Source organism: Bacillus sp. RCC_6_1, assembly GCF_041360755.1.
GTDB classification, from domain to species: Bacteria; Bacillota; Bacilli; order Bacillales; family Bacillaceae_G; genus Bacillus_A; species Bacillus_A cereus.
In genome coordinates this window covers 115,008-130,232 of record NZ_JBFUPV010000001.1, presented here as the reverse complement: position 1 = coordinate 130,232, position 15,225 = coordinate 115,008, and the positions used below count along the sequence as shown (strand labels likewise).

Genomic DNA, 15,225 nt, shown 5'->3' with positions numbered 1-15,225 from the left:
TTTCAAACTTCAACATAAAGGAGAATGGCTGTATGGAAATTGCTAAAGGGATAGAAATGTTACAACTTGAATTTCAAGAATTTGTTATTCATCCAATTCTTTTATGGGATGATGAAATGGCAGTATTAATAGATACGGGTTTCCCAGGACAAATTAAAGATATACAAGTAGAGATGGAAAAGGTTGGGGTATCATTTGATAAGTTAAAAGTCGTGATTTTGACGCATCAGGATATTGATCATATAGGTGGTCTTCCGGAGTTGTTGCAGCGCTGTCGAAGTAATATTAAAGTTTATGCGCACGAACTAGATAAGCCATATATCGAGGGGGATTTACCTTTATTGAAGGACGGAAATATAGAGAACCGACCAAAAGGAAAAGTGAGTGATACTGTGATTGACGGGCAAGAACTTCCGTATTGCGGTGGAATACTAATTCTTCATACTCCAGGGCATACTCCGGGTCATATTAGTTTATATTTGAAACAAAGTAAAATTCTTATTGCAGGAGACTCTATGTATAGTGTGAATGGGATGTTAGGAGGAATTCACGCCCCAACAACTATAAATATTAAGGAAGCACAGCAGTCTTTGAAGAAGTATTTAAATTTACATATTGAATCTGTAGTTTGTTACCATGGGGGATTTAGTAAGGGGAATATAAATGTTCAACTTCAAAATTTGTAAAAGTTAAAGTGAAATTTTTTGTTAAACAGCATTGAAGTATAATCTGATTATTAGTATATAAATAAATTATAAAAGAGCATGTTTGAAAAAAATCAAACATGCTCTTTTATTAAAGCAAATCAGTTTAATATGAATGACCTAATCCGTTCCAATAAAAAGAAACGATTTCTTGTGATAATTCATCTATATTTGCAAGAATAGGATTGTGATTTTCATCTTTAAAATTCCCAATTGATAATAAAGATACGAAAGCATGAGCCGCAAATTTAGCGTTTCCTTTTGGGATTTCTCCGATGTGCATCGCATTATCGAGTGCTTTTTCTAGTACTTCATACATATTATCTTCAGCATTTTTTAATTCTTTCAATTGTTCTTCAGATAACGACAGTTTTGCATCTTTCATAAAATTTTTCATATCAATATCCATCGTTGCGTGTAAGTAAACTTTAGCGAAGTCTAATAATCTTTCTTCTAACGTTTTGTTTGTAGAGAGTATTTGAGACATATTCTCACGTATACGTACCATCATTTCGATCATAGTAGCAGTAAATAAATCGGCTTTTGTTGAATAGTAATAGTAGACAGTTGCTTTCGTAACACCACAAACTTTTGCGACCTCATCCATAGAAACGACTTGATAATTTTGTGTAAGAAATAAGCGGGTTGCTACTTCTAAAATGGTTTCTTTTGTAGATTTTGTATTTTTATTTTGACGCGGCCTTCCGAGAGGACGTTGTTTTTGTTCCAAATACATTCGCTCCTGACATTTATGATTGAGATAATTATAACATAATTTTCAATCATTCTTGATTAATTAACCGACCAGTATATATAATTAATAATGGAGGAAAAAAGGAAGGTGGGTTTTTATGAAAAAGCACCCGTTACATATGTTAGGGAGGCTTGTGGCAGGGAAAAATACGCAATGGATCACTTTATCGGTGTGGATTCTTATTACATTATTACTTTCATTTACGTTACCACAAGTAAACAGTACGAAAGAACCGAATCCGAAAAATTTACCTGAAACAGCTATGTCACAGCAAGCGGAAGCGCTTATAAAAAAAGAGTTTCCGAATAATGCAGGGAATCCGTTGTTAGTAGTATGGTATAGAGATGGTGGATTACAGTCACAGGATTATAAACTCATACAAGATGTTTATAAGGAGTTAAAAGCTAGTCCTTTAAAAGAACAATCAACGTTACCACCATTTGATACAATCCCAGAGCAAGTATTATCAAAAAGTGCGTCAAAAGATGGTACATCATTTGTTACACCGGTATTTTTTAATAAATCTGCTGGTACGGATATATTAAAAGGAAATCTTGAAGAGTTTAGAAAAATAGTGAATAGTAAGGTGGATGAAGATCCATTTAAACAAAAAATAAGTGAATCTGGTTTACATGTTCGATTATCAGGACCTGTAGGTATTCAAACGGATGCAGTTAGTTTATTTAGTCAAGCAGATGTGAAATTGTTAGTGGCTACTGTACTACTAGTGTTAGTTTTGTTAATTTTACTGTATCGTTCACCAATTTTAGCGATTTTACCTATACTTGTTGTTGGCTTTGCATACGGTATTATTAGTCCTACACTCGGTTTTTTAGCTGATCACGGATGGATTAAAGTAGATGCCCAAGCGATATCAATTATGACAGTATTATTGTTTGGCGCTGGAACGGACTATTGTCTATTTTTAATTTCGAGATATAGAGAGTACTTGTTAGAAGAAGAAAGTAAATATAAAGCATTGCAACTTGCGATTAAAGCATCTGGCGGTGCAATAATAATGAGTGCGTTAACTGTTGTACTTGGATTAGGAACATTACTACTTGCTCATTATGGTGCCTTTCATCGATTTGCAGTACCATTTAGTGTTGCTGTATTTATAATGGGAATCGCGGCTTTAACAATTTTACCAGCACTATTATTAATTTTCGGTAGAATTGCATTTTTCCCGTTTATACCGAGAACAACTTCAATGAATGAGGAGTTTGCAAGAAAGAAAAAGAGGGCTGTAAAAGTTAAAAAATCAAAAGGCTCCTTTAGTAAAAAACTTGGAGATATTGTAGTACGAAGACCATGGACAATAATTATGCTAACTGTATTTGTATTAGGCGGATTGGCTTCATTCGTACCACGTATTCAATACACATATGACTTATTAGAGTCGTTTCCAAAGGATATGCCTTCTCGTGAAGGGTTTACGTTAATTAGTGATCATTTCTCAGCTGGTGAACTAGCACCAATAAAAGTTGTTGTTGATACGAAAGGCAAAGAGCTTCCTATTAAACAAGAACTAGAGAAATTTTCTTTCGTAAATACAGTGAAAGAGCCAAAAGAGGGAAAAGAAAATAAGCAAATACAAATGTATGAAGTTTCTTTAGCGGAAAATCCATACTCAATTGAAGCGTTAGATCAAATTCCTAAATTGAAAAGTAGTATAGAAAAAGTATTAAAAGGTGCTGGGATTAGTAATGCTAAAGATCAATTGTGGATTGGTGGGGAAACAGCTTCATTATATGATACAAAGCAAATTACGGAACGTGATGAATCAGTAATTATTCCAGTAATGATTAGCATTATCGCTTTACTATTACTTGTCTACTTACGATCGGTTGTTGCGATGATTTATTTAATTGTAACTGTCGTTTTATCATTCTTCTCAGCGTTAGGAGCAGGATGGATATTACTTCATTACGGTATGGGTGCGCCGGCCATTCAAGGTTCGATACCGTTGTACGCATTCGTATTTTTAGTTGCTTTAGGTGAAGATTATAATATCTTTATGGTTTCAGAAATATGGAAAAACAGAAAGACACAAAATCACTTGGATGCAGTAAAAAATGGTGTAATACAAACAGGTAGTGTTATTACATCGGCTGGTTTAATTTTAGCAGGAACTTTTGCAGTGTTAGGTACACTTCCAATTCAAGTATTAGTTCAATTTGGTATTGTAACTGCAATTGGCGTATTACTAGATACGTTTATCGTAAGACCGTTACTTGTACCCGCGATTACAGTAGTTTTAGGCCGATTTGCTTTTTGGCCAGGTAAACTTTCAAGAAAGAGTGAAGAAATACAAAAGGTGGATGCATAGTTAAAAAAGCCAAGGATATTTTCCTTGGCTTTTTTCAATGTAGTTAATTAATTTTTTGAAGTCAAATCATCAGATGCAGCGTGATCAGCATCTTCAATTGTTGTTTCGGGCATTCCGTATAAGCCGTTCATTGCTTGTTCTTCGATAGTAAGATTTGCAGTATTATTATTTTGAATAGATGTAGTGTTTTCAGTAACATTTTCTTTTTTATTCATATTTTTGTTATTCATGTATGTATCCTCCAAATTTCATTTGATTTATCTATAGTATGTGGATGGATTTCCAGAAATATGTGAATTGATTCTTACATATGTTATATAATTAAATGAATAATTAGGGTGAATTGTAAACTGTTAGGAGTGAACAAGTATGGTGAGAGCAAGGGAATTAGCCTTCTAAAATAAAAAGAAAATTTTAGGAGGCTATTAGAATGAAGTTTCATGTAATTGATAGAGAAGATTGGAATAGAGAGCGGTATTTTGAGCATTATTTAAAGTTGAACTGTACATTTAGTATGACTGTGAATGTTGATATCACGATGTTATTAGAGGAAGTATATCAAAAGGGAATAAAATTTTATCCCGTTTTTATATATTTAATTTCTAGAGTAGTAAATAATCATAAAAAATTTCGAACATGTTTTAACGATGAAGGAGTTTTAGGCTATTGGGAGGAAATGATACCGAGTTATACAATCTTTCATAAAGATGATAAGTCTTTTTCAAGTATATGGACGGATTATTCAAGTGATTTCCGCACTTTCTATAAAAATTATGAAGACGATATGAGATGCTATGCTAGTGTTCATGGTCTTTTCACGAAAGAAAATATTCCTCCTAATGTATTTCCGATTTCTAGCATACCTTGGACTAGTTTTACTGGATTTAATCTTAATATTAATAATGATGAAAATTTTCTATTGCCAATTATAACTTGTGGGAAATATTTTAACGAAGGAAATAAGGTTATGCTACCAGTTTCATTGCAAGTACATCATTCGGTTTGTGATGGATATGATGCGAGTCAATTTATAGAAGATTTACAGCAGTTAAGTAACACTTGCAACGATTGGCTTAAGTAATATCTAATTTTTAATTATATAAAGTGAAACTTTAATCAGTGGGGTGTCAGCCCCGCTGATTATTAGCCCAACCCCCACCTAACTTCTTTGCTTTCGCTGAATTTTGAGATGGGGGTCTTACTGCCCGGCAAATAGCGGAATAAAATTGAAAATGAATAAAAGAAGAGACCATGTTGATATTACATGGTCTCTTCTTTTATTCATTAATACTAAGTAATTGTGGAAAATATAGGGTGATTTGTAGTTTAATAGTAAAGAGAGTGATTAGTATTAATTTTCTTTGTTTTTAAAATTTTAAGTATGTAAATGTTTAACAGGGGGGAATAAAGTGAAATTCGTAAGCATTGAAAAAGATGAAATCTTAATTGGGGATATGGCAAAATTGTATTGTAAAGTATTTGAGAAAATAAATTTCAATGAAATAATCGAGCGAATGAATAGGCATATAGAATATACAGGTTTTAAAGGTATAGTAGCAATAAATGATGAAAATGAAGTAGTTGGCTTTACTTATGGTTATCGCTCAATGGAGGGACAGTACTATAATCAATTAATGAGAGAAGCGTTACATCTAGAGCAAGTAGACGAATGGTTACAAGATTGTTTTGAATTTGTAGAGTTAGCAGTCCACCCACAATATCAAAATGAAGGTCTTGGAACGAAATTACATAATGAATTACTAGAAGGGATTCCAAATAGAACGAGTGTTTTAACAACACAAATAAACAATGAAAAAGCACGTTCGTTATATGAAAGATTAGATTGGATAAATATATTGGAGCCATTTCATCCAAGTACAAATGATGTTCCATATGTAATAATGGGAAAAGCATTAAAAATAAAAGTGAATTGATAATTATGGCATTCACAAAAATGGTTGGTTTGTAATAATGAAGGGGAAAACGAAAATGACGAGAATATCTATAGAAAAAGCTACAATTTTAGATGCTGAGAAATTAACAGAAATAATGAAAAGAACATTTGATGCAGAAGCAAAACAATGGCTATACGGCCAAGATGATGTCATTGATTATAACATTCAACCGCCAGGGTATTCTTCAGTTGAAATGATGGAATATTCCATTGAAGAATTGGATTCTTTCAAAGTTGTAATGGATAAAGAAATAATTGGAGGGATAATAGTTACGATTTCTGGTAAGTCGTACGGTCGAATTGATCGTATTTTTGTAGATCCTGTTTATCAAGGAAAAGGAATTGGATCACATGTTATGAAATTAATAGAAAAGGAATATCCAAACATAAAGATTTGGGATCTCGAAACATCTAGTAGACAAATTAATAATCATCACTTTTATAAAAAGATGGGCTACCAAATGATTTTTGAATCGGAAGATGAGTATTGTTACGTGAAAAGAATAAAAACAAGCTCAAACAAAGAGAGTGTAGTTACAAATAAAGATATGAAAAATAGTCAATACGAAAACTGTAATTTAGCGAATACAGGGTATTATCAAGTGAATTTAAAAAACAGTTCATTTGTTGGTAGCAATATAATAAATATGAATATGAGTAATTGTAATGTAAGTCAATCAAAGTTTAGAAATATAAATTTTAGATGGTCATCATATGCAGATTTAAATCTTTCTGGCAGTAAATTTAATTTGGTGACTTTAGGTGGAGTGCAATTTAAAAATACAAGTCTCGGAGATGAGAAGGAACCTATTGTATTCGATAAATGTGATTTGGAAGGCAGCACTATAAGTAATAGTAATCTGAAAAATATTGAAATAGAAAATTGTAATATAGTCGGCATGAAACTAAATGGTATTCCAATTGAAAATTTGCTTAATTTATATAACGAGGCGAAAAGTTAACCAAATCCATATAGTTGTTAATCTTTTTGGAAATTAAGTATTATATCGAAATAATTATGTAAAAATGACATAAAGAAATACGAGTGAGAAGGTCATTCATACACGTTTCTCTAGAATACACACAAACAAATATATTGTTATTTATATGGAGGAGAGAAAGATGGGGATCAACGTTAGAGCAGTAGAAATACAAGATGCTAGAGCAATTCATCGTATATGTATACAGGATGACGTTTTACCGTATATGGTTTTCTTACCTAGCATGCGTGTAGAAGCTATGGAAAATAGAATTCGAAATTTAGCACCAAATCAATTTGAATTTGTTGCAGAATATGATGGAGAAGTTGTTGGATTTGTAGGTTTAACACAAAGTCCGGGCCGAAGATCTCATTCAGGCGATTTATTCATTGGGGTAGACAGTGAATATCATAATAAAGGAATTGGGAAAGCACTTCTTATGAAGATGCTTGATCTGGCTGATAATTGGTTAATGTTAGAGAGAGTAGAACTAGGTGTGTTAGAAACGAATCCAAAAGCAAAAGCTTTATATGAAAAATTTGGATTTGTAGAAGAGGGAGTAAAGATAGGGAATTTGAAAGCTCACGGAAAGTTTATTAATGAAATTATGATGAGTCGTTTTAGACCGAATGGTTTAATTGTACATAATGAATAGTTAAAAGCATGACAGTATACTGTCATGCTTTTTCATTAGAATTTGGCTGTAATAAAAATAATACTAAACCAATAAAAATAACGGTAATTCCTAGTCCTTGTTGTAAAGAAATAGTCTCATGTAATATAAAGTACGCTAGCATACAAGTGCCAATTGTTTCACCTAAAATACTCATTGAAATTACAGTAGCACTCATCCATTTTAATAACCAATTAAAAATGGTTTGTCCTAAAATTGTAGCAATGAAAGCTAATCCAATAAAGCACAACCAAGTTTGTGTAGAGTAATGGATGAAAGATTCTTGTTGCATGAAAGCAAATATGCTAAGAAAGCCAGCACTACTTCCATAACTAATTACCGAATATGGTATAAGTGACAAATCTTTACGAACGTGTTGGCTAATGAAAAAATAAGCAGTAATGATACCGGCAGCGATAAATGCTAAAATATCTCCATATAAAGCTTCTCCACTAATTTTGAAATCTTGCCAGCCAATGATGATACTACCTGAAATAGCGATGAGGCAACCAATAACCGCTCCTTTCGTAAATCTCTCCTTAAATAAAAAATAACCACCAATCATTGAGAACAAAGGTTGTAACGTTACGATAACTGTAGAGCTTGCTACAGAAGTATATTGTAATGATTCAAACCATAGTACATAATGTGCAGCTAAAAATAGCCCAGATGTGAATCCGAATGTCCATTGTTTTTTCGTTAAAGTTTTTAGCTCATTTCGACTATTTTTATTAAATAGTAATAACGGTAACAGGATCAGTGTGGCAAAGAATAATCGGTAAAAAGCAATGATTGTCGCAGGAGCATCTGCCAATTTTACAAAAATTGCTGAAGTTGATAAGGCGAATACACCAAAAAATAAGATGAAATATGAAAGAATAGGTGATTTCAAAGTTTGTCCCTCCGATAGAATGTTTATTATAATAAACTTAATGCGATATAATGTACAAAAGTAAGTATATAAGTCCCGGAGATAATAGGAAAGGATTATTTGCCTTTGTTTAGTATGTCAGCACAAAGACAATGAAATATGCATTATGATGGACGAAAGGAAGTTTTACTATGATACATGATAGGCTTGGACAAACAGTATTAAGTTATCGTAAGAAAAATAATATGACAATTCGTGAATTTGCTGATTATGCAGGGATTAGTACATCACTAATTAGCCAAATTGAAAGAGGACATGCTAATCCTTCTTTAAATGTTTTGGAGTTAATTGCAAAAGCATTAAATGTACCGCTGTTTACACTTTTTATTAATGATATCGATACAGATTCGCTCATTTCTAAGAAAAAAGATCGAAAAAAAGTATATCGGGAAAACAATGATCACATTGTATATGATGTATTAACACCTGATTTTATGAAAGCACGTATTGAAATGTTAATGATGGATTTAAATAAACAAGCAAACACAACAGAAAGTCATTATTCCCATGAAGATAAGGAAGAGATTGCTGTTATTATGAAAGGGGAAGTGTACGTAGAATTGGAGGGAAAAGAATATTTTTTAGAAGAAGGCGATGTTGTACGTATTCCACCAAATGTGAAGCATCGATTTTTGAATAAAAGTGATGAATCGAATCACATTTTATTTGTACTGACACCATCTTTAGGATGAAAATATAGTGATTTTAACTAGAGGAGAAAGAAAATGGAAAACAAAAGTATTTTAAAAGGCGGCCTTTCAATTATTTCTCAATGTAAAAAAGAAACAAATGATATTTGGCATGCGCATTTTGGAGCAGCTGCAATTGCCAGTTATTTTAATCATATAAAGAGAGCTCCAAATTATAAAGATATAACATTAGAAAAATTATTCATTCTTAATGAACGTCAATAATCTGTAAAAGAAAGCTTAATCTAGTTTCTTTTTTTGTTAGTAGTATATTATTTTTTCAAATATGTAAGATTTTACATGCGTATTTTACTTTTACTAATTATGTAAGTAGGCTATACTGAAATACATACATTTTATTTTTGGAGAGATGTAAAACGACATGGAACTAGCGAAATTGGAAAAAGTAATTGAAATAAAAAAAGAAGAACTTTTATATTTAGTATCGGATTATGGAATTCAACATGAAAAAGTATTGGCATTGAGTCAAGAACTAGACAAATTAATCAATTACTTTATGTTTTTAAAATAAAGAGAACTATGACGTGGTTTGTATATGTTATAGTTCTTTTTTATTAGGTAATTTGAAAATATATTCAAATATATTGTCTAATTTCTTACAGAATGCGCAACTTGCTAGTCGAATATAAGGACTTTTGGTTATAATAAAAAGGAATTATTAATTGTATCGGTTAGGAGCGCAGCACATATGAAAACAGTTGTTGTTATCGGTGGAGGTATAACGGGACTTTCTACTATGTTTTATTTAGAAAAATTAAAAAAGGATTATAATATCGATTTAAATTTTATTCTTATTGAGAAAGAAGAGTATTTAGGTGGTAAAATCCATAGTGTGGAAGAAAAGGATTTCATTATGGAGTCAGGAGCGGATTCAATCGTTGCTCGTAATGAATATGTTATGCCACTTGTAAAAGATTTAAATTTAGAAGATGAAATGGTATATAATGAAACGGGTATTTCTTACATATATTCTGAAAACATGTTACATCCGATTCCTTCTGATACTATATTTGGGATACCGATGAGCGCCCAGTCTTTGTTTAGCAGTACGCTAGTCTCAACGAAAGGGAAAATCGTAGCTTTAAAAGATTTCATAACGAAAAATAAAGAGTTTACGGAAGATACATCACTTGCTCTATTTTTAGAAAGTTTCTTAGGGAAAGAGTTAGTGGAAAGACAAATTGCTCCTGTACTTTCAGGCGTATATTCTGGTAAGTTGAATGAGCTTACAATGGCATCTACATTACCGTATTTACTGGATTATAAAAATAAGTATGGAAGTATTATTAAAGGTTTTGAAGAGAATAAAAAACAATTTCAATCAGCAGGAAATAAAAAATTCGTATCATTTAAAGGTGGACTATCTACGATAATTAATCGCTTAGAAGAAGTGCTCACTGAAACTGTCGTAAAAAAAGGTGCTATAACGACGGCTGTAAGTAAACAAGAAGATCGATATGAGATTTCTTTTGTAAATCATGAAACAATACAAGCTGATTATGTTGTTTTAGCAGCTCCGCATGATATAGCACAAACTTTATTACAGTCTAATGAGTTAAATGAGCAGTTTAATACATTTAAAAACTCATCTCTTATAAGTATTTACTTAGGATTTGACATACTAGATGAACAACTACCAGCTGACGGCACAGGGTTTATTGTAACGGAAAACAGTGATTTACATTGTGATGCTTGTACATGGACAAGTCGAAAGTGGAAACATACATCGGGTAAACAAAAATTATTAGTAAGAATGTTTTATAAGAGCACCAATCCGGTATATGAAACAATCAAAAATTATAGTGAAGAAGAATTAGTACGAGTAGCTTTATATGATATTGAAAAGAGTCTCGGAATTAAAGGTGAGCCAGAAGTAGTCGAAGTTACAAATTGGAAAGATTTAATGCCGAAATATCATTTAGAACATAATCAAGCGGTTCAAGCATTGCAAGAAAAAATGACGAATCTTTATCCAAATGTATATTTAGCTGGTGCCTCATATTATGGTGTCGGAATTGGTGCGTGTATTGGAAATGGAAAGAATATAGCCAATGAAATAATGGCTACATTAAATAAATAATACTGTAGAATAAATAAAAACTGTTCCTTCAGCAAAATGGAGGAACAGTTTTTATTTATTTTATTTGAATGGAAATTGTATTGTTTTTTACATTGTTTTCTTTTATTGTTAATGTTATTTCTCCAGACTCTTTAAATGAATACGGTGATAGTTGATAAATATCTTTTATATCATGTTTTTCTTGTAATTTATTTACCGGTATTGATACGATATTTGGCTTCCATGTTTCTTGTTTTCCTGAAGGATATTCTATAAGTATTACCGGATTTTTTAACTGTATTGTTTTCCAAGAGACGAAATATAGTTGTACTTCTGTATCTTTTTTTAATAATTCTTCGGAGAAATAACCGAATTCGCCTACATTACCGAAAACAGTATAGTTTTGATTTTTTAATTTAATATCTAAATAACTAGGTTGATATGTTACCGCATGATAAGTTCCATATGAAAGTGAGAGTATGGCAGCGATTAAAATACCGATTGAAAATGTCCTAAAGCTATTACCTTTAAAGCTAGTCATCATGAATGAGTTTGGTGTGAATTTTTTTGCGAATAAAAAAATAAGTAATATGAGTAAGAGGGATAAGCCGATGAATATATACATAGGAAATCTTCACCTCCACAATAAAATAATATATTAACTATATTTTACCATAAATGTATGGGGTAGGTTGGTTGTTTAGAAAGAGAAAATGAAGAAACAATTTCTTTACAGTTCTTGATAATTTAAAATTCGATTTATGGAAATTATAGCGTCATGTTTGAGGTGCAATCAGAAGGTATCTAATTCGTGTATATAGAATTAAGAGAGAATGTACCATTAGAAATGTTTGATTTATGGAACAATAAGGACTTTACTAATTATACATATTTTTTCTGATATAATGAATGAGTAGAGAGAAAGGAGTGATCCTATGGCATTTCCTATACTAGAAACAGAACGCTTACGTTTAGTTGAAATAGAACAATCTTATTGTCAAAAAATATATGAAATCTTTTCATTGGATGAAGTGACGTGTTACTACGGTATGAATTCTTTTACGGAGTTTGGACAAGCTTCACGTATGATCGAATCTTTTTCAAAAAATTACTTTGAGAAAAAGGCAATACGATGGGGAATTGTGTTAAAAGAAACGAACGTTTTAATAGGAACAATTGGACTAAACAATTTACAATTATGGAGTAAACGATCTGAGATTGGATATGATCTGCATCCTCGCTATTGGGGAAATGGTTATGCTTCAGAAGCAGCTGGAGAAATTATTAATTATGGATTTAAAGATTTAGGTTTGTTTAGAATTGGAGCTATTACATATCCTGAAAATATTACTTCTTGTAGAATGTTATCTAAAATTGGCTTCCAAAAGGAAGGGCTATTGCGCGGATATATTCATCAAGGAAATAAGCAACACGATGCATTATTGTATTCTATAGTGCGAACTGATGTTGAGGACATAAATTTATAATAAAAAAAACCTCTTAATTAAAAGAGGTTTTTTTTATTATAAATTAACCTAATTTAGGTAATAAACGTTCTCCGCTTTTCATGCTACTTTTACATAAAGGGCATTTAGGCTCTTCTTCAAATGAAAAGTTCTTTCTCATCCATCCTAAACAATCCTCTGATTCACATTCCCAAACAGGGGTTTGTTCTGGTGGTACTTCTGCTACATCGTTCTTTCGATTGCGATACATGTAACCACTCCTTTTATGTAAAAAATTTTAGTTATATATTAAAAAGGTTGTTAACCTTGCTGGTAACAACCTTTTTATTGTTTGAATTATAGCTTTACAACGTTTTTAGCTTGAGGTCCGCGGTTACCTTCTTCAACTTCAAAGCTAACTTCTTGACCTTCGTCAAGAGACTTGAAGCCGTCGCCAGTGATAGCTGAGAAGTGAACGAATACATCGTTACCGTCTGCAACTTCGATGAAACCGAAACCTTTTTCGCTGTTAAACCATTTTACTTTACCTGTTAATGTCATGGTAATGCCTCCTAAAAGTAGAAAAATTACAATATGATCGGCCTTATTTGAATGAAAATAAAATTTCACATATTATCAAAAACCCATAAGGAGTACAAACTGTCCCCGATTGATACTTGATAATATGCAAAGAAAATATAGTGTTAAATTGACCTTAATTACTATCTTACAACAAATGGTGGGAAATAGCAAGTGCTGGTAATACCACTGAGTAATCTGGGTGATAATAGTAAAGGCACAAAGGCACCTCTTTTATTTATATATTATTCCTAATTGGGATTTATGCAAAATCATGTAAGAAAAACTTAGAGTAAATATTAATAATATATTTTTCGTGGTAAAATATGGTTGGTTACTGTTGGTAGTTAAATATTATAAAAGGAGAAAAGAAAGTGAAAAATAATTCATTTATAATAATTGAAGCAGCAAAAGCAGGGAGAAAAAAGGTCCATCCAGTCTTTGCTGTAATATTAGCCATTATATTTTTGACTTTAGGCGAACTTTTTATGTTATTTATGTTATTTTTACCGAAAGCTGAAACGATATTCATGAAAGGTATTTATGACAATGTTAGAATGGTGTTAACGTTTGGCGGAGCTATATTTATTTTATTTATATGGGTTCGTTTTGTAGAAAAAAGACCTTTTTCATCCATTGGCTTTTGGAAAGAGAATTGGATGAGAAAGTATTTAAAAGGTGCGTTAATAGGGTTTTTATTTATTTCAACGCCAGTTATTCTACTATTATTAATGGGGAGTGTGAAATTGCAAGTACAACATATTACCTCAACAGTGATAGTAGGAATAGTAGGATCTCTAGTTGCATTTTTAATACAAGGGGCAACGGAAGAAATTATTGTACGAGGTTGGTTATTCCCGGTTCTTTCTGTTAGAAGTCGTATATGGGTTGGAATAATTGTAACTTCATTTTTATTTGGATTTCTTCATCTACTTAATCCAGGAATTACAATATTATCTATATCGAATATAATATTAGTGGGTGTTTTCGCAGCTTTATATGTATTGAAAGAAGACGGTCTGTGGGGAATATGTGCATGGCACTCAATTTGGAACTGGGCTCAATATAATGTATATGGTTTTGCAGTTAGTGGCACAACTGTATATTCTACTCCAATTTTTAAGTCTATAACAAATGGACCAGAAACATTGCATGGAGGCACGTTCGGAATTGAAGGTAGTATCATTACAACAATCATGCTCACTGTCGCTTCAATTGTTTTATGGAGAAAGTTATGGGGAAGAAAAGCGAAACAACGAAATTTTAGTTAATGAAAGAGGGAGAAACTATGGGGATAATAGCATTTGAGGGAGCAAGCGCTGTTGGTAAAAGTACCACGTGCCGTGAATTAGAAAAGAATTATGGTGCTTATATAATACCTGAAGTGAATTCTTTATTTGAAAGGCCAAAAAATGAACATAGAACATGGTATTTTGAAAAACAAGTTGAGCGCTGGAATATAGCTGTTCAGAAGTCAAAGCAATATGAATTAGTAATACTCGATGGCGATATTTATCAGCCACTTAGTTATAATTGGTGTTTTCATTTTGATATATTTAATCAGCCATTATCTTTAATAGAAAATTTTTATAAAGAAAAGATGATAAATAGGGAAATTGGCTTTCCGGATCAATATTTTTATTTATATACGAACGATGAAGAACTTAGAAAGCGGAAAGTATCTGATGAGACGAAAAGAAGAAGAAACTTTGAAAAACATTTACATATATCAAAATCGTTTCAGCGTTATTATGAAAATTTAAATACTGTTACAGATGGGTATTGTAAATTAATTGAGGCAAAAAGTGTAAGAAATAATGAATTAGAAATAGTGAGAAACTCACAAAATTTGAATGTGTGTGAAGAAAGACGTTTTGATGTTTCGAAGTTAGATGCTATTACGAAGTGGTTAAAAGAAAATCGTGCATAAAGTAAAAACAACGAGTGTTGTAGAACGCGCTCGTTGTTTTTTGTTTCTTTATAAATATAAAGGAAAAATTTGTAGAATATTTTCATTATTTAACAGAATAATCTTTCAATTTTAAAGAAAAAGAAATACAATATGAGGAAGTATATATAAATAATATGATAGGGGATGGGATGCGAT

The 15,225-nt window shown here is 31.7% G+C and carries 19 protein-coding genes; 13 read left to right on the top strand and 6 right to left on the bottom strand.

Features of this window, described 5'->3' with window-relative positions:
* The first annotated feature begins 32 nt into the window (after nt 1-32).
* Complete coding sequence (locus tag AB6801_RS00580; RefSeq protein WP_097999392.1) at nt 33-686, top strand: MBL fold metallo-hydrolase; 654 nt, start codon at nt 33-35, stop codon at nt 684-686.
* Nucleotides 687-810: 124 nt separating this feature from the next.
* On the opposite strand, the gene AB6801_RS00575 is transcribed toward AB6801_RS00580, so the two are convergent.
* A complete protein-coding gene (locus AB6801_RS00575; protein ID WP_053564538.1) occupies nt 811-1,434 on the bottom strand; it encodes a TetR/AcrR family transcriptional regulator in 624 nt (207 codons plus the stop codon).
* A gap of 121 nt (nt 1,435-1,555) precedes the next feature.
* Between AB6801_RS00575 and AB6801_RS00570 the strand changes: the two genes are divergently transcribed.
* Nucleotides 1,556-3,787 carry an MMPL family transporter gene (locus tag AB6801_RS00570; RefSeq protein WP_097999391.1) on the top strand — a complete coding sequence of 744 codons (2,232 nt, stop codon included), beginning with the start codon at nt 1,556-1,558 and terminating at the stop codon, nt 3,785-3,787.
* A 47-nt stretch (nt 3,788-3,834) separates the two neighbouring features.
* On the opposite strand, the gene AB6801_RS00565 is transcribed toward AB6801_RS00570, so the two are convergent.
* Complete coding sequence (locus AB6801_RS00565) at nt 3,835-4,017, bottom strand: DUF4021 domain-containing protein (protein ID WP_001060660.1); 183 nt, start codon at nt 4,015-4,017, stop codon at nt 3,835-3,837.
* A 200-nt stretch (nt 4,018-4,217) separates the two neighbouring features.
* Here AB6801_RS00565 and catA point away from each other — a divergent pair, with 200 nt between their 5' ends.
* The 4 genes from catA (at nt 4,218) to AB6801_RS00545 (ending at nt 7,376) form a co-directional block, all read left to right on the top strand.
* Nucleotides 4,218-4,868 (top strand): type A chloramphenicol O-acetyltransferase, encoded by a 651-nt coding sequence (gene catA / locus AB6801_RS00560; RefSeq protein ID WP_000668544.1) that lies wholly within the window; start codon nt 4,218-4,220, stop codon nt 4,866-4,868.
* Nucleotides 4,869-5,196: 328 nt separating this feature from the next.
* Nucleotides 5,197-5,721, top strand: coding sequence for a GNAT family N-acetyltransferase (locus AB6801_RS00555; RefSeq protein WP_000673963.1), 525 nt, complete (start codon nt 5,197-5,199; stop codon nt 5,719-5,721).
* Between the two features lie 37 nt (nt 5,722-5,758).
* On the top strand, nt 5,759-6,703 hold the full coding sequence (locus AB6801_RS00550; protein WP_002061342.1) for a GNAT family N-acetyltransferase: 945 nt from the start codon (nt 5,759-5,761) through the stop codon (nt 6,701-6,703).
* 160 nt (nt 6,704-6,863) lie between these two features.
* The gene (locus AB6801_RS00545; RefSeq protein ID WP_000512617.1) at nt 6,864-7,376 is read left to right on the top strand and encodes a GNAT family N-acetyltransferase; all 513 of its coding nucleotides are present in this window, start codon (nt 6,864-6,866) and stop codon (nt 7,374-7,376) included.
* Between the two features lie 22 nt (nt 7,377-7,398).
* On the opposite strand, the gene AB6801_RS00540 is transcribed toward AB6801_RS00545, so the two are convergent.
* The gene (locus AB6801_RS00540) at nt 7,399-8,286 is read right to left on the bottom strand and encodes a DMT family transporter (RefSeq protein WP_000841812.1); all 888 of its coding nucleotides are present in this window, start codon (nt 8,284-8,286) and stop codon (nt 7,399-7,401) included.
* A gap of 170 nt (nt 8,287-8,456) precedes the next feature.
* Here AB6801_RS00540 and AB6801_RS00535 point away from each other — a divergent pair, with 170 nt between their 5' ends.
* The 4 genes from AB6801_RS00535 (at nt 8,457) to AB6801_RS00520 (ending at nt 11,115) form a co-directional block, all read left to right on the top strand.
* The gene (locus AB6801_RS00535) at nt 8,457-9,017 is read left to right on the top strand and encodes a helix-turn-helix domain-containing protein (protein ID WP_000581029.1); all 561 of its coding nucleotides are present in this window, start codon (nt 8,457-8,459) and stop codon (nt 9,015-9,017) included.
* A 33-nt stretch (nt 9,018-9,050) separates the two neighbouring features.
* Nucleotides 9,051-9,239 carry a hypothetical protein gene (locus AB6801_RS00530; protein ID WP_058839124.1) on the top strand — a complete coding sequence of 63 codons (189 nt, stop codon included), beginning with the start codon at nt 9,051-9,053 and terminating at the stop codon, nt 9,237-9,239.
* Nucleotides 9,240-9,396: 157 nt separating this feature from the next.
* A complete protein-coding gene (locus AB6801_RS00525; protein ID WP_000417698.1) occupies nt 9,397-9,546 on the top strand; it encodes an aspartyl-phosphate phosphatase Spo0E family protein in 150 nt (49 codons plus the stop codon).
* A 177-nt stretch (nt 9,547-9,723) separates the two neighbouring features.
* Complete coding sequence (locus AB6801_RS00520) at nt 9,724-11,115, top strand: protoporphyrinogen oxidase (protein ID WP_000860344.1); 1,392 nt, start codon at nt 9,724-9,726, stop codon at nt 11,113-11,115.
* A gap of 55 nt (nt 11,116-11,170) precedes the next feature.
* On the opposite strand, the gene AB6801_RS00515 is transcribed toward AB6801_RS00520, so the two are convergent.
* Complete coding sequence (locus AB6801_RS00515; RefSeq protein ID WP_000275250.1) at nt 11,171-11,719, bottom strand: hypothetical protein; 549 nt, start codon at nt 11,717-11,719, stop codon at nt 11,171-11,173.
* Nucleotides 11,720-12,029: 310 nt separating this feature from the next.
* Here AB6801_RS00515 and AB6801_RS00510 point away from each other — a divergent pair, with 310 nt between their 5' ends.
* Nucleotides 12,030-12,581, top strand: a complete 552-nt coding sequence (locus AB6801_RS00510; RefSeq protein WP_097999390.1) for a GNAT family N-acetyltransferase — start codon at nt 12,030-12,032, stop codon at nt 12,579-12,581.
* A 43-nt stretch (nt 12,582-12,624) separates the two neighbouring features.
* On the opposite strand, the gene AB6801_RS00505 is transcribed toward AB6801_RS00510, so the two are convergent.
* Together AB6801_RS00505 and cspD are read right to left on the bottom strand one after the other, a co-directional pair.
* Nucleotides 12,625-12,810: a cold-shock protein gene (locus AB6801_RS00505; RefSeq protein WP_000286203.1), complete on the bottom strand. Its 186-nt coding sequence runs from the start codon at nt 12,808-12,810 to the stop codon at nt 12,625-12,627.
* A gap of 86 nt (nt 12,811-12,896) precedes the next feature.
* On the bottom strand, nt 12,897-13,100 hold the full coding sequence (cspD, locus tag AB6801_RS00500) for a cold-shock protein CspD (RefSeq protein WP_000176366.1): 204 nt from the start codon (nt 13,098-13,100) through the stop codon (nt 12,897-12,899).
* 392 nt (nt 13,101-13,492) lie between these two features.
* On the opposite strand from cspD, the gene AB6801_RS00495 reads away from it, so the two are divergent.
* Both AB6801_RS00495 and AB6801_RS00490 read left to right on the top strand, forming a co-directional pair.
* Entirely contained in the window at nt 13,493-14,389 is an 897-nt protein-coding gene (locus tag AB6801_RS00495) for a CPBP family intramembrane glutamic endopeptidase (protein WP_087967865.1), read from the top strand.
* Nucleotides 14,389-15,048, top strand: a complete 660-nt coding sequence (locus tag AB6801_RS00490) for a nucleoside/nucleotide kinase family protein (RefSeq protein ID WP_002005064.1) — start codon at nt 14,389-14,391, stop codon at nt 15,046-15,048. Before AB6801_RS00495 ends, AB6801_RS00490 begins: the two co-directional genes overlap by 1 nt.
* Nucleotides 15,049-15,225 lie beyond the last annotated feature (177 nt).

Bases quoted from the DNA above. Each gene is read 5' to 3' on its own strand.
- AB6801_RS00530 (WP_058839124.1), top strand. From the start codon at position 9,051: ATGGAAAACAAAAGTATTTTAAAAGGCGGCCTTTCAATTATTTCTCAA.
- AB6801_RS00580 (WP_097999392.1), top strand. From the start codon at position 33: ATGGAAATTGCTAAAGGGATAGAAATGTTACAACTTGAATTTCAAGAA.
- AB6801_RS00545 (WP_000512617.1), top strand. From the start codon at position 6,864: ATGGGGATCAACGTTAGAGCAGTAGAAATACAAGATGCTAGAGCAATT.
- cspD (WP_000176366.1), bottom strand. From the start codon at position 13,100: ATGACATTAACAGGTAAAGTAAAATGGTTTAACAGCGAAAAAGGTTTC.
- AB6801_RS00570 (WP_097999391.1), top strand. From the start codon at position 1,556: ATGAAAAAGCACCCGTTACATATGTTAGGGAGGCTTGTGGCAGGGAAA.
- AB6801_RS00565 (WP_001060660.1), bottom strand. From the start codon at position 4,017: ATGAATAACAAAAATATGAATAAAAAAGAAAATGTTACTGAAAACACT.
- AB6801_RS00535 (WP_000581029.1), top strand. From the start codon at position 8,457: ATGATACATGATAGGCTTGGACAAACAGTATTAAGTTATCGTAAGAAA.
- AB6801_RS00525 (WP_000417698.1), top strand. From the start codon at position 9,397: ATGGAACTAGCGAAATTGGAAAAAGTAATTGAAATAAAAAAAGAAGAA.
- AB6801_RS00490 (WP_002005064.1), top strand. From the start codon at position 14,389: ATGAAAGAGGGAGAAACTATGGGGATAATAGCATTTGAGGGAGCAAGC.
- AB6801_RS00520 (WP_000860344.1), top strand. From the start codon at position 9,724: ATGAAAACAGTTGTTGTTATCGGTGGAGGTATAACGGGACTTTCTACT.
- AB6801_RS00515 (WP_000275250.1), bottom strand. From the start codon at position 11,719: ATGTATATATTCATCGGCTTATCCCTCTTACTCATATTACTTATTTTT.
- AB6801_RS00550 (WP_002061342.1), top strand. From the start codon at position 5,759: ATGAAGGGGAAAACGAAAATGACGAGAATATCTATAGAAAAAGCTACA.
- AB6801_RS00510 (WP_097999390.1), top strand. From the start codon at position 12,030: ATGGCATTTCCTATACTAGAAACAGAACGCTTACGTTTAGTTGAAATA.
- catA (WP_000668544.1), top strand. From the start codon at position 4,218: ATGAAGTTTCATGTAATTGATAGAGAAGATTGGAATAGAGAGCGGTAT.
- AB6801_RS00505 (WP_000286203.1), bottom strand. From the start codon at position 12,810: ATGTATCGCAATCGAAAGAACGATGTAGCAGAAGTACCACCAGAACAA.